This window comes from Bacillus sp. 01N45, from assembly GCF_056399205.1.
In genome coordinates, this window is the sequence record NZ_JBFTQW010000001.1 from 222,435 (window position 1) to 236,238 (window position 13,804).

The following is a 13,804-nucleotide window of genomic DNA, read 5'->3' on the forward strand; positions in this document are numbered from 1 at the left end:
CTCCTCTCACGTTGTTACTCTTCGTTGTTTAAACGCTCTGTAATTGCTTCTTTAGCGACTTCACGATCGTCAAAATGATGAACGTCTTTACCAATAATTTGATACGTTTCATGACCCTTACCAGCAATAATGATGATATCTTCAGCTTTCGCGTTAGCAATTGCATGGTATATCGCTTCTTTTCTATCAATAATTACTTCATAATTATTCCCATTTGCACCCTGCACCATATCATCTAAAATAGCTCCTGGCTCTTCACTTCTTGGATTATCTGAAGTGTAAATTGCATGAGTTGCATATTTTGTTGCAACACTTGCCATGATTGGTCTCTTTGTTCGATCTCTATCTCCACCACAACCGACGATGCAATATACATCGCCTTTTGCAAACTGTTTTGCTGTTTTTAATACATTCTCTAAGCTATCTGGTGTATGTGCATAATCAACAATAACTGTATAATTTTGTCCACCATCAACTACTTCAAAACGTCCTGGAACTCCAGCTAGTTGCTTTATTACATCAATAACCGTTTCTAAACTTACACCAGAAACAAGTCCTGCCGCTGTTGCCGCTAGTACGTTATATACATTAAATTTCCCAATCAATTTCATCGTAACATTTACACTTTCATACGGTGTTACAAGCGTAAATGTAGTTCCAGCACTCGTCATAACGATATCTTTGGCCATAATATCACTTGTTGTATCAATTCCATACGTTACAACAGTTGCCGCAGTACTTCTCATATATTCCGCAGTTACAGCATCATCGTTATTCAGTACCGCGTACTTTTCACGATCATGGTTATAACTATTGCCAAGTTGTGCAAATAGCAACCCTTTTGCATGTTTATATTCTTCCATCGTTTTATGATAGTCTAAATGATCTTGTGTTAAATTTGTAAACACTGCTACATCGTAATCACATCCGTGTACACGACCAAGATCTAAAGCATGTGACGAAACTTCCATTACTGTACTATCTACACCGTGCTCAACCATTTTTAAAAATGTCTGTTGAAGTGTTAGTGCATCTGGTGTTGTATTTTTCACCTCAAATGTTTCATCACCGATTTTCATATTAATCGTTCCAATTAGCCCCGTTTTATGACCATGTGCGCGCATAATCTCATCCATAATATGCGATGTTGTTGTCTTTCCATTTGTACCTGTAATTCCGATTAAATGTAACTTGTGTGTTGGTTGACCATAAAAATAATCAGCTAAAACCGCTAACGAACGAAAAGTGTTTTTCACAAGTACAACTGGAACGTCAACATCAATTGGTCTTTCCGCAACAATAGCAGCCGCTCCTTGTGCCGCTGCTTGCTTAGCAAAATCATGGCTATCAACCGTATATCCTTTCATACATACAAATAAGCTTCCCTCTTTCACTTTACGTGAATCAGCTTCTATAGATGTGATTTCTGGATTTTCTTTTGGAACAACTGGAAAATCATGCAAACATGATAAAAGTGTATGCAACTTCATTTCACTAAACCCTCTCTACATTGTGTATTTATCTCTTTTTTAATAAGCAACACGTTACCTCCTAAATATGTAAAATAGGAGGTAAGTGCTACTGTGTCTAATAAATAGACTTATTTATAATTGGGGCTCTTACAGCCTCAAATTAAGTAACTCTTCTATAAAGAACTCACTTCCACCAATTGTACCATAAAACGTACTAGGTTACCTTTAATTCCCGAAGTAAATTCTAATTTTTGAGCCTTCTTTCACTTTAGCTCCTGCTTCTGGGGATTGTTTAATTACTTTCTCTCCGTCTCCACTTATATCAAGCTTCAAATCGACGAGTTGTGTCTGTAAGTCTTTCTTTTTCATACCAATTAAATTCGGAACTTCCACAGTTGGTGTATCGCCCCATTTATATTCTCTCTCAACTTGTTCTTTTCTCGGTTTCACTCCCATAACAGGAAGTGCATCCCGAAGAATATTCCCAACAATTGGAGCTGCTACTACTCCACCAAATTGCGTTACACCTTTCGGATTATCAACAGCAACATAGACAACAATTTCCGGATCATCCGCTGGAGCAAAACCGATAAAAGATACTATATAATTATTCTCTAAATATTTACCATCTTTCACCTTTTGAGCCGTACCTGTTTTTCCACCTACACGATACCCATCAATGAAAGCACCTTTACCAGATCCCTTTGCTACAACATTCTCTAATGCATACCGAACTTTTTCTGAAGTTTCCTTGGAAATAACTTTTCTTTTTTCCACAGGTGTCTTTTTACTTACAATTTGATTATTTTTCGGATCAATAAATTCCTTAGCTATATACGGTTGATACAATGTCCCACCATTTACAGCCGCTGCTACTGCTGCTACTTGTTGAATTGGTGTTACAGAAACTCCTTGACCAAATGAAGTAGTTGCTTGCTCGACTGGACCGACTTTATCTAAATTAAATAAAATCCCACTACCTTCACCTTGCAAATCAATTCCGGTTTTCTGTCCAAAGCCAAAATTACGAATGTATTTAAACAATCGGTCTTTACCAAGACGATCACCAAGTTCAATAAATCCTGGGTTACATGAGTTTTGAACTACTTCTAAAAACGTTTGGCTACCATGGCCTCCCGCTTTCCAGCATTTCAATCTAGCTCCACCCACTTCAGCTGCTCCATCATCATAAAACGTATCTTTCTCTAAGTCTACTAAATTTTCATTCAAGGCTGCTGCTAACGTAATGATCTTAAATGTTGAACCAGGCTCATACGTACTCCATACTGGTAAATTTCTATTATACACTTCTGGAGAAACACTTTGAAAATCTGCTGGATCAAAACTCGGCCGACTCGACATACCTAAAATTTCACCATTTTTCGGATTCATTGCAATCGCAATCATACCATCTGGATTATATGTCGACTCTGCAATATTCATTTCTCTTTCCATAATTCTATTAATACGTGCATCAATTGTTAAACCTAAATTCAAACCAGCTTCTGGTTTTTTGAAATCATCGCCAACATTAGGCATCCTTTGTCCTTTTGCATCTGCAAAAAAACGCACATGACCTTCATCACCATTTAGCTCTTTATCATAATATTTTTCCAGTCCCATAAGACCTTGGTTATCACTACCTGCAAACCCTAATACGTGTGATAAAAAGTTGCCAAATGGATAGTACCGGATAGAGTCCTCTGCGATATAAACACCTTTCAAACTTAATCCTCGTACCTCTTTCGCTTTATCATGTGATATTTTCCTTCCGCCTTTATCTAACCTTACAATTGATTCTTTTTTTGTAATTCTCTTATAAATCTCATCTWTTTCCACACCTAATACTGCAGCTAACTTCTCTGCAGTCTCTGCTGGTTTTTCAATTTGCCTCGGTACAACAAAGACAGTTGGGGCACTTTTATTCGTAGCAAGTTCCACACCATTCCGGTCTAAAATTTTCCCACGTTCAGGTTCAAAAGTAATATTTCGACTCCATGAATCCTTCGCACGATCCGTTAACATATTGCCAAGAAAAAATTGCACATATCCAAGACGAATATCGATGATAGTGAAAATAAGTATACCTGATATGAGTATAAAAATAAGTCGTTTTCTAACCGTTACATTTGATACACGCATATTGGAACAAGCCTCCCTTACGCCTAGCTTGTTCCAATATATGCTTGTACTTATTTAATTAGAACTTCTTCTCTTTTACCATTACTGTTCTTCTGCTTCTTGTTGTGGTTCAAGTGGCGGTACAAGCGTTACACCTAACTCTGTACCAGGTTGTAACAATGTTCCTTCTGCCACACTTTGTTCGGTTACGTATCCGGTACCAGTAGGTTTTAGGTTAAGCTTTAATGTTTTTGCTAAATTCATAACATCACGAAGCGCCCAGCCTTGTATATTTGGCATTGTAGGTTTATCTCCCACTAAGAAGACTCGGTCACCCTTCAATGTTTGTTCAGTCGCTTTCGGTACTTGTTGCTGTACTTTCCCTTCACCTAATACGATTGGACGAAGTTTTGCTTTATCAATAGCTTTTTTCGCTTCTTCCATCGTTTTTCCGGTTACATCTGGAACAGCAGTTTGCTGCTCTTTCACATATTTCTTCGGATCTTTCACTTCATTAGGCTTAATCTTTAAATACTCTAAACTATTCTTCGTTACATATTTAAAAATATCAGCTAAAGGTTGTGCGCCACTCTCATCATCTTTCAATTTCGGTTGTTTAACAGCTACATATACAACAAGTTGCGGATCATCCATAGGTGCCATACCTAAGAACGAGAATATATAATTCTCTCTCCCTGTCATATAGCCACCTTTTCCATCCGGAATTTGGGCTGTTCCTGTTTTACCACCAACTGAATAACCATCGACTTTATAAGCGGTTCCTGTTCCTTTCGGCGATGTAACAACACGTTCTAATAACTGTCTTACTTGCGCTGCTGTTTCTTTTGCAACAGGTTTTCCCACTTCTTCTGGCTTATGTTCTAATTTTACTTCCCCTGTTATTGGATTTACAATTTTATCAACTGTATAAGGCTTCATCATTTTTCCGTCATTTGCAATAGCAGTTGCAGCTTGCACAAGCTGAATTGGTGTTACAGTAGAACCTTGTCCAAAAGCTGTTGTTACTTGCTGTATTTGCTGATCGAATATAATTGTATTTGAACCTTCACCAGGTAAATCAATCTTCGTTTTTTCATCTAATCCAAAACTATGAATATATTTTCGGAATCGTTCTGGTCCAAGTTTTTGATCCCCTAAAATTGCAAACGCTACGTTGGAAGAGCGCTCTACCCCTTCATCAAATGTGATAGATCCCCATCCAGCGCCACCGTTATGATCTTTTATTTTTCGGTTTCCGACTTGATATGTACCAGACTGATAATAATCTTGTCCTTTGTACACACCTTCATTAATAGCTGCTGCTAGCGTGAAAATTTTCATTGTTGATCCAGGTTCAAATGCATTTGCAATTGCGTCATTATAAAAATATTTAATATCCTCTCGGTTCGGATCATAACTAGGTTTAGTAGACATTCCTAATATTTTCCCTGTTTTTGGATCCGCAACAATCCCTATTAAGCTTTCTGGTTCATAATGTTTACTCGCTTCTTTCATTGCGTCTTCTAAAAAACTTTGAATACGCTGATCAAGCGTTAAATATACATTATCTCCATTTTTAGGTGCCTTTACATTCACTTTTCCGCCGTCAAGAGATACGCCTCTACGATCGCCTGTATAAGCTACTTCTCCGTTAGAAGCTCCTAAATACTTATCCAAACTCTTTTCTAAACCAAATTGTCCTATAGCAATCCCCTTATCATCAGGTCTCGCATGACCTACGACATAAGATGCGAAATCACCGTTTGGATATACTCTGGCATTTTCAGTAATAAAAGATATACCTGGCAATTTTAATGCTTCTATTTGATCTTTCTGTTCTTTCGTCAAGCCCTTACCTAATTTCCCGAATTCCACTTGACTTTTATCTTTATTTAACGCAGCTAAAATATCTTCTTCGCCTTTTCCAAGTACTCCTGCAATTTTCTTTGCAGTGTCCTCTTTATTCTCAACCGGCTTCGCACCTTTTAATTCCGCTACAAGTTTATAAGAGTTTGCATCTTGCGCTAATACATGACCATTTTGGTCATAAATCGTTCCTCGATTTGCTTCGAGAACTCCTGCTTTACTATGTTTTTGCTGAGCGAGTTTATCCAAATCTTGATTATGCACTGTTCCTGTTGCTTGTATGTAAAAAAATCGGGCTAATAATAGCAAAAAGAGCAGGAGGAATAAAATCATAAAATACCCTGCTCCCTTATTGGTATGAAATTTAGTCATATTTCTCTTCATTTTCCCTTCACACCTATTGCCTTATTTGAGGCCCTTCACATTATTCGCATTAATTTCTAGCCCGTGTTTTTTTGCAACTTCAGCGATTCGTTCATAGCGACTTAACTTCTCTACTTCAGCCTGTAACTCTTGATTTTCTTTTTGCTTCTGTACAATTTTTTGTTCTATCGTCGCTGCTTCTACATTAACTTGATAAAGGCCTGCTTTATTTCCAATAAACGCTACACAGGCATACAATAAAAAGCCAATAAATGCTACATACAACAGTTTTTCGATTCTTGTAATCTTCGCTTTAGCTTTTGGCTGAACCATCTGCTGTGGGGGCGTTTGAATCTGTATCTCTTCTTGCGCTTGTTGTTTGTACTTTACAGCTAAGTTACTCATACCTCTCTCCCCTTTTTATCGTTTTTCAGCGATTCTCAATTTCGCAGAACGCGCTCGATTATTTTCTTCTAACTCTATATCAGAAGGTAAAATCGGTTTTCTCGTAATAAGCTTTAATTTTGGCTTAAATTCATCAGGAATAATCGGTAATCCTGGTGGCAATTGTGGCGTTGTGCTATTTCGTTTAAACGTCGTTTTACAAATACGGTCTTCTAAAGAATGGAATGTTATAACACTAACTCTTCCGCCCGGCTTGACCATCTCAATTGCAGATTCCAACGCTTCTTCAAATACTTTCAATTCATCATTTACCGCAATACGGATTGCTTGGAACACTCGCTTCGCAGGGTGTCCACCCGTTCTACGAGCAGGAGCTGGAATACCCTCTTTAATTAGTTCTACTAATTCTCCTGTCGTTTCAATAGCTTTATTCTCACGATACGCTTCAATTTTCCTTACTATTTGTTTTGAAAATTTCTCTTCACCATACTGGAAGAAAATTCTTACAAGTTGCTCATATGACCAGCTATTTACAACATCATATGCTGTTAATGGGGCATCTTGATCCATCCGCATATCTAACGGTGCATCATGATGATAACTAAAGCCACGCTCTGGTGTATCTAATTGTGGGGATGAAACACCTAAATCAAATAAAATACCATCTACTTCTGTTATACCTAATTCCTGTAGTTTTTCAGATAAATAACGGAAATTACTCTTTACTGTTATGAACTGCTCACCGTATGAAGAGAATCTTTCTTTCGCATTTTGAATCGCTATCTCATCTTGATCAAACGCGATTAATCTTCCACCTTCAGTTAATTGGGATAATAAATAAGAACTATGTCCTCCTCCCCCCAGTGTACAATCTACATATGTACCACCTGGCTTTATATCTAAGCCGTCTACTGTTTCCTTCAAAAGCACTGTTACGTGTTTAAACATTGTTGCACCTACTCTTTTTCCAATTAATTATGTTGAATGCATCTCCTCCTCCAAACGCATATTTCACGATTAGAGAACGAAATACTATGAAAGAACGACTCATTTAACTTGCCTACAAAAGCAGCATACTATACAAATCGCTATTTTCTTTTATTATATACTAAATTTTATCATCTTTTGCGGGAATTTAAATAAAAAACTGTCGAAAAAGATGATAATACGTTTACATTTTGTGCTATTTTGTCATATATTTAAGTATCCTGCATAATTACGATATTCACTTTTTTAAAATTGATAATTCAGAAAAATTTCACTTCACAGTAAATTCAACAAGACAAAAATAAAATCCTGCTCCTAAGAGCAAGATTCTATAGTTTTATAACATGATGTTTTCCGTCCCAAGAAAACGATTTTTCCATTACACGATCAACGAAATCCAAACCAAACTGATTTAAATAGTAACATACATTCCACACACGCTCTTGCGGCGCCCCTAATGGACGAAGTGCAAATTGTATACGACGGAATTTATTTAGCTGTACTTCATGTTTTTTCTCAACATTTCTTTTCAACATTCTTTCCAACAGTTCAATTTGTTCATTAATTTTGAATTCATTTTTCCCTGCAAACGCACTTAATCCAGGATCTATTTTCTTCACAAACTGTTGTAATGACGTATGGATATCAATTATTTCTTTTTTCGCTTCTACAAATCGATCATCTATCGGTTCCTCTATTTGATTAGATAACCAGTTTTCACGCAACTTATCTACGTTATTTAAAAAAGGATCACTGTCTTGCAATTGCAAATCGTATAAATCTGTCGCTATATCCCTCTCTACATAAGTGATTGTAATACGCGGAACGACAGGCGGCATTTGGAAACCAATCGTATGGAAAACTTGTTGCAATTCACTCCAGTAAGCTAATTCCCCTGGTCCTCCAATAAACGCGAGCGTAGGAAATAGATACTCTTGCATAAGAGGGCGCGTTACAACATTATTACTAAAGCGTTCCGGACTTCTTTCCATCTCTTCCATCAATTCCTCATATGAAAAGGAATACGCTCCATCCTTCCCTACAAACTTCCCTTGATCGTCTTCAAGTAATACTCGCTCATTATCAATTTCCATGAATATATGTACTGCATTATACTTTGTTTCAATAATCGGTTTATATCCTAATTCTTTAATTATTTCCTGTTGGTTATGAAGCCCCTCTTGCACTTCTTTATACTTACCTATAATTTGCTTAAAAAACGGCACTTCTAATTTTCTTAATTCAGGATGATGCGAATCAACAAGAATTAAACCAGAATTAACGAACATTTTCATAATAAGATGGGCAAAGAAATCTACATACGTATTCGATTTCCCCAAAGAATCATCAATAAATTGCAGTACATCCTTTGTAAAATTCGTTTCAGGGTATGTTTTGAAAATTTCTTCAATCCACTTTCTACAGTCTTCCAAAGAAAGCTCGGACTCTGAAGCACTCGCCACTTTCGGATTACGGTCATGAAAAATAGTCTTTTTTATTTTTTTATTCTTCGTTACAAAAGTATGATTAATTTCATCCATATCATGGTCTTCACCAGCAATCCAGAAAACAGGAACGACTTTAACACCTAAACTTTCTTCCTTTTCCCTCGCAAGCTGTAAAACTGAAATAATTTTATGAATTGTATAAAGTGGTCCAGTTAATAACCCAGCTTGTTGTCCAGCTATAACAACATATGTATTTTCATCTCCAAGCGCTTTTACATTTTGAATCGTAGCTTCTCCCGCTTGTAATTTTGTATTATATTCTAATAAATGCGCTACTAAACCTTGGCGGAAAAACTCCCTCTCACGCAAATCATGTACACGCTGTTTAAAAGCATCTTCTGTTAACATATAGTCAAAACACGACTGTATCTCTTTTTTACCGTTCATATAGTCCGCTACAACACCTTGTTGCGGAACAGAGATTTCTTTTATCTCCATATAATTCTTCCTTTCGTATCCTGTTCTCTCACCAATCCACATTGTAGTCAATGTTGCACGTAAAAGCAAAGAATTACACTTATTCTTTTACTTCTAATCCTTTTATTGCATCGAACAAAAATTGCAGTGTCGGAACAGATCGTTGCTGTTTCTTAGCTTCTTCTAGTACATATCCAACAATCGCACCGATTTCCGTTTGTCTATTTGCCCTTACATCTGCCAGCATAGATGATGTATTACGAGACGTTCTTTCACATACGTGACGTACCATTTTCCATACCATTTCTTTTTCTTCTTTAACAAGAAAAACGACTTCCTGAAAAACTTGCTCCATCAATCGATAAAAAAATGGGTTCGTAATCAACTCTCCGTTCTGGACTTGTAATAATGCTGTCAATGGATTGATACATACATTAACTACTAATTTTTTGTGCATGACATCCTTCCAATCATCTTCTATTTGAATCGGAAAATGAGGAAATGGAAAGCAATTAAATATTTTTTCAAAATGTATAGACTGGCCGTGCACGATTCCAAACTTCGTTACACCTATCCCCGTATGATAAACGATATGTCTTTCTTCTTTTTTTGCACCATGCTCTACAATCCCAACCGCAATATTTTCATTCCTTATTTGCTGCATAGCATGAAGGTGCGACATTCCGTTTTGCAAAAAGATTAATGAGGATTCCCCTCGCACAAAAGGTAGTATGTCAGTTATATGATATTGCTTAACAGCAATAAATATATAGTCTAGCTTCTGGTCTAGCATACTTTCTATTGGTAAAGCAGGTGGGAATACGGTTTCACGTTTTTCCTCCCTCATACAAGTTACACCCGTTCTATTCAATTCCTCAGCCTGTTTAGCTGTCCTTGTAAACAACGTAACATCTTGATTACTTTTTTGTAAATAAAATGCATATAACAGACCGATAGCTCCTGGTCCCACAACTCCGATTTTCATTTTCACACAAGGAACTCATATAAATACGTTACACAAGTCCCTTTTCCCTCCCCCTTTTTATCCCGCAAACGCCTGATTGGTGCGGAATCATAATTAACTAAAGGTGAACAAATCCCACTGATTACAGTTTCACTTTACCTTTCTCAATTCCATGAACATAGTTTACAATTTCATTACTCTTTAACAAACAAATGCAACCTCTACTTTCAATATGTATATACTACCTATTAATATGTTTCTACTCTTAGTTTAGCAAATCCTCAAAAAAATAATAAAAGAAATATACTATCTTCTTCATAAAAATAAAAAAATGAGTTATAATATTATTGTAAATATTTTTACTTTTCTGCATTCAACGAGACAAGAAAAGGATGTGATGTTATGGGATTCCCAAAAGTTGAGCGCTTGCTCATCAATTATAAAACATTAGACGAATTTAAAAAATTTAAAGGTTGCGGAGCTCAAGAACTATCCATGTTAGAAGAATTACAGGCAAACATTATTGAAAACGATAGTGAATCTCCATTTTACGGTATTTATTATGGCGGATCACTAATTGCACGTATGAGTCTATATATGAAAAGGAACGGCGGAGAACCATTCGAAATTACAGGTACTTACCTAGAACTCTATAAACTTGAAGTGTTACCAACTTTCCAAAAACAAGGATTCGGAGAAATGCTTGTAAATTATGCGAAGGGGCTACAGTTCCCAATTAAAACGATCGCACGTATCCATTCAGCTGGTTTTTGGGATAAATTAAATTTCCAGCCTGTATCAGTACCTGATGGTGATTTTTATGTTTGGAACCCAGAAACAAATTTGAATACGGTTACAAACGAAGAGTCTGCATAAAAAATAAAAAAACAGCTACATAGCAGCTGTTTTTTTATTTCTTTAACTTTTCTAATTTCCCATTCGAACGAGCGCTATTTCTTTCCGCTACCATTACACTTCTTTTTTGATCGATATAATCAAGCAATGTTCTATACTCTTCCTCATATACTGATAATCGCTCCAAAAGACTCTCTCTCTCTGTTTGTAACGATTCAATTTGCTGTTGCAACACCATTAAAGAGTTTTCATCTTTATAATTTTGCAAGAAATCAATAACATCATTCAATGTAATTGACGTAGGCTCTACTACCTTTGTCTCTTTTACTTCATAATTTTCTACTTTACGTAGTTGCTTCGCTTCTTCAATACGTTCTTTGTATTGCTTTCTAACGTAAGAATTCCATCTAAAGCCACATGCTGCTGGTGTACGAGATAAATGTCTTCCCACTTCTTTAAAGGCAGATAATTGCGTTCCACCTTCTCGAATATGCCGGAGTACTACTTCTGCCAGAAGCAAATCTTCATCATCAGTCCAAGCATCTTGTCTTGTTGTCGCCATCTCTCTAGTCCTCCCTATGCATTTTTTATTAAGCATATGCAGTTACTAGAAAAGATAGAATACAACAAATAAAGAATAAGACAAAAAAAATAAACGCAGAAGATATCTTCTACGTTTATTTTCCCGCAATTACTTGCTGATTACTTCTTTACCTTTGTAAGTACCGCATGCTTTACATACACGGTGAGCTAATTTCGCTTCACCACAGCTTGGGCACTCTACCATACCAGGTACTGATAATTTGAAATGCGTACGACGCTTTCTTTTTACTGTTTTAGAAGTTCTTCTAAAAGGTACAGCCATTCTTCCCACCTCCTTAAAAGAAATAGTTATTTTCATATGAAGGCCTAAACCAGTCTTCCGATTATTTGTCAAAAAACTTTGCAAGTCCTGCTAATCGTGGATCAACAGTCTTTTCTTTGTTTTCTTCCGAAATCACTTGCCAGTCTTGACCTTGCATCGGTGCTCCACCAGAAACATCATCACTGAAAATTTGCATTGGAATCTCCAAAAGTATATTTTCCTTGATTACGGGCAGTAAGTCAAGTACTTCTCCTTCTAAACAATGAATTTCAGCTTCAGTTTCAAATTCTTCTTGTGAAGTTTGGAACACCTCAGTTGTTTTAATGTCAAATGGTAATGTCACATCTACTAAAGAGCGAGAACATGGTAAAACCATGCTTCCAGTTATATGTAGATGGAACGTAAACTTACCGGAGCCAAAATCAACTCTTCCTGTTACATGAGCAGGATTAATTTCACGAATATCTTTCTCGACCTCTTGTAGCTCACTTACATCTACCATCTCATCCAATGTCAATCCTTTATTTCTCAATTTATTCAATTGATGGATGGACCATTTCATATCATATCACCTCAAGGCAACAAACAAAATTATAGCTAGCCATTTTATATTTGTCAATGTTTTTTCTTTACACTATAATGAAGTCATCATAGTAAATAATATATAGAGTATCACGTTTTTGAAAAAGATGCTACATCGAAAGGAGAGATTACCATAAAAGCCAGTGGTATTGTTGTTGAATATAACCCTTTTCATAACGGTCATGATTATCATGTGCAACAAACAAAAAAGTTAACACACGCCGATATTACAATCGCTGTTATGAGTGGCCCTTTTTTACAGCGTGGTGAGCCAGCACTCATATCCAAATGGTATCGTACCAAAATGGCCTTATCATGCGGTGTAGACCTTGTTGTAGAGCTTCCATACGCCTTCTCAACACAAAAGGCTGAAACCTTTGCAAATGGCGCTATTTCTATTTTAAACGCCCTGCGTGTTTCTGAAATTTGTTTCGGTAGTGAAGATGGGCAGATTGAAAATTTTCATAACACCATCTCTGTGCAAAAAAATGAAGAAGATACTTTTAATCGTCTTGTAAAGCAATTTATGAATGCAGGTAACAGTTACGCAAAAGCTACATCTGAAGCCTTCCTACACATTTTACCATCCGAAAAAAACATAGACATGTCACAACCGAATAACATATTAGGATTCCAATACATGAAATCAATTTTCTTACAAAATAGTTCTATGCAAGCACAAACGATAAAAAGATTCGCATCTCATTATCATGATGAAACATTTAGCGACCAACATATTGCAAGCGCAACTAGTATTCGTAAAAAACTTTTTAGCGAAAATAGTTCTTTTACAGAAATTGAGCCTTTTATCCCAAAAGCGACTGCTTCTCTTTTAGCAAGTTACAAACAAAACTACGGGATATTACATAATTGGGAACAATACTTTTCATTTTTCAAATACAAACTCATGACGATGTCTCCAGAAGACTTACGACATATATATGAAATAGAAGAAGGTTTAGAGCATCGTATTTTATCAAAAATACAAAACAGTTCCTCCTTCCATTCATTCATGGAAGCATTAAAAACGAAGCGTTATACATGGACTAGATTACAAAGAGCTTGTACACACATTTTAACAAATACAACAAAACAAGAAATACATAGCGCAAATATAGAGCAGCATGCACCGTACATTCGTCTACTAGGCATGTCACAAAAAGGACAAACTTACCTTTCAAAAAACAAGAAAAAAATAGAGCTTCCCATCCTTACCCATACAAAAACATTTGACCATCCTACTTTACATATAGAGCGAAAAGCCAATTCTGTATATTTCTCCATCATGCAAGAACCATTACGAACACAACTACTAAAACAAGATGCAACACACCATCCAATTCGTTATGATGAAACAACTGCAAAATTTCTATAAAAAACCTCTCTTTTTCAGAGAGGT

Annotated in this window: 12 protein-coding genes; 2 read left to right on the forward strand and 10 right to left on the reverse strand. The window is 36.3% G+C overall.

Features of this window, described 5'->3' with window-relative positions; translation table 11 throughout:
* Positions 1-14: 14 nt before the first annotated feature.
* From murE to panE, 7 genes are all read right to left on the reverse strand, one after another.
* Positions 15-1,490 (reverse strand): UDP-N-acetylmuramoyl-L-alanyl-D-glutamate--2,6-diaminopimelate ligase, encoded by a 1,476-nt coding sequence (murE, locus tag AC1DMU_RS01040; RefSeq protein ID WP_048546093.1) that lies wholly within the window; start codon positions 1,488-1,490, stop codon positions 15-17.
* Positions 1,491-1,697: 207 nt separating this feature from the next.
* On the reverse strand, positions 1,698-3,614 hold the full coding sequence (locus AC1DMU_RS01045) for a stage V sporulation protein D (RefSeq protein ID WP_476941455.1): 1,917 nt from the start codon (positions 3,612-3,614) through the stop codon (positions 1,698-1,700).
* An 81-nt stretch (positions 3,615-3,695) separates the two neighbouring features.
* Positions 3,696-5,843 (reverse strand): penicillin-binding protein, encoded by a 2,148-nt coding sequence (locus AC1DMU_RS01050; RefSeq protein ID WP_088064310.1) that lies wholly within the window; start codon positions 5,841-5,843, stop codon positions 3,696-3,698.
* A gap of 21 nt (positions 5,844-5,864) precedes the next feature.
* On the reverse strand, positions 5,865-6,227 hold the full coding sequence (gene ftsL, locus AC1DMU_RS01055; RefSeq protein WP_000067078.1) for a cell division protein FtsL: 363 nt from the start codon (positions 6,225-6,227) through the stop codon (positions 5,865-5,867).
* A 15-nt stretch (positions 6,228-6,242) separates the two neighbouring features.
* Positions 6,243-7,175: a 16S rRNA (cytosine(1402)-N(4))-methyltransferase RsmH gene (gene rsmH, locus AC1DMU_RS01060; protein WP_000472512.1), complete on the reverse strand. Its 933-nt coding sequence runs from the start codon at positions 7,173-7,175 to the stop codon at positions 6,243-6,245.
* 368 nt (positions 7,176-7,543) lie between these two features.
* Positions 7,544-9,160, reverse strand: coding sequence for a bacillithiol biosynthesis cysteine-adding enzyme BshC (gene bshC, locus AC1DMU_RS01065; protein WP_088064311.1), 1,617 nt, complete (start codon positions 9,158-9,160; stop codon positions 7,544-7,546).
* A gap of 79 nt (positions 9,161-9,239) precedes the next feature.
* A complete protein-coding gene (gene panE, locus AC1DMU_RS01070) occupies positions 9,240-10,130 on the reverse strand; it encodes a 2-dehydropantoate 2-reductase (RefSeq protein ID WP_088064312.1) in 891 nt (296 codons plus the stop codon).
* 375 nt (positions 10,131-10,505) lie between these two features.
* Between panE and AC1DMU_RS01075 the strand changes: the two genes are divergently transcribed.
* Entirely contained in the window at positions 10,506-10,979 is a 474-nt protein-coding gene (locus AC1DMU_RS01075) for an N-acetyltransferase (RefSeq protein WP_000506704.1), read from the forward strand.
* Positions 10,980-11,013: 34 nt separating this feature from the next.
* Here AC1DMU_RS01075 and AC1DMU_RS01080 read toward each other — a convergent pair whose 3' ends face one another.
* The 3 genes from AC1DMU_RS01080 to AC1DMU_RS01090 all read right to left on the reverse strand — a co-directional run bounded on the left by AC1DMU_RS01080 (position 11,014) and on the right by AC1DMU_RS01090 (position 12,385).
* Positions 11,014-11,520: an RsfA family transcriptional regulator gene (locus AC1DMU_RS01080; RefSeq protein ID WP_000246481.1), complete on the reverse strand. Its 507-nt coding sequence runs from the start codon at positions 11,518-11,520 to the stop codon at positions 11,014-11,016.
* Between the two features lie 129 nt (positions 11,521-11,649).
* Complete coding sequence (rpmF, locus tag AC1DMU_RS01085; protein ID WP_001984764.1) at positions 11,650-11,823, reverse strand: 50S ribosomal protein L32; 174 nt, start codon at positions 11,821-11,823, stop codon at positions 11,650-11,652.
* 61 nt (positions 11,824-11,884) lie between these two features.
* A complete protein-coding gene (locus AC1DMU_RS01090; RefSeq protein WP_000872150.1) occupies positions 11,885-12,385 on the reverse strand; it encodes a YceD family protein in 501 nt (166 codons plus the stop codon).
* Positions 12,386-12,538: 153 nt separating this feature from the next.
* On the opposite strand from AC1DMU_RS01090, the gene AC1DMU_RS01095 reads away from it, so the two are divergent.
* On the forward strand, positions 12,539-13,780 hold the full coding sequence (locus AC1DMU_RS01095) for a nucleotidyltransferase (RefSeq protein WP_176546123.1): 1,242 nt from the start codon (positions 12,539-12,541) through the stop codon (positions 13,778-13,780).
* Positions 13,781-13,804 lie beyond the last annotated feature (24 nt).

Bases quoted from the DNA above. Each gene is read 5' to 3' on its own strand.
- murE (WP_048546093.1), bottom strand. From the start codon at position 1,490: ATGAAGTTGCATACACTTTTATCATGTTTGCATGATTTTCCAGTTGTT.
- AC1DMU_RS01050 (WP_088064310.1), bottom strand. From the start codon at position 5,843: ATGAAGAGAAATATGACTAAATTTCATACCAATAAGGGAGCAGGGTAT.
- ftsL (WP_000067078.1), bottom strand. From the start codon at position 6,227: ATGAGTAACTTAGCTGTAAAGTACAAACAACAAGCGCAAGAAGAGATA.
- rsmH (WP_000472512.1), bottom strand. From the start codon at position 7,175: ATGTTTAAACACGTAACAGTGCTTTTGAAGGAAACAGTAGACGGCTTA.
- bshC (WP_088064311.1), bottom strand. From the start codon at position 9,160: ATGGAGATAAAAGAAATCTCTGTTCCGCAACAAGGTGTTGTAGCGGAC.
- AC1DMU_RS01075 (WP_000506704.1), top strand. From the start codon at position 10,506: ATGGGATTCCCAAAAGTTGAGCGCTTGCTCATCAATTATAAAACATTA.
- AC1DMU_RS01080 (WP_000246481.1), bottom strand. From the start codon at position 11,520: ATGGCGACAACAAGACAAGATGCTTGGACTGATGATGAAGATTTGCTT.
- rpmF (WP_001984764.1), bottom strand. From the start codon at position 11,823: ATGGCTGTACCTTTTAGAAGAACTTCTAAAACAGTAAAAAGAAAGCGT.
- AC1DMU_RS01090 (WP_000872150.1), bottom strand. From the start codon at position 12,385: ATGAAATGGTCCATCCATCAATTGAATAAATTGAGAAATAAAGGATTG.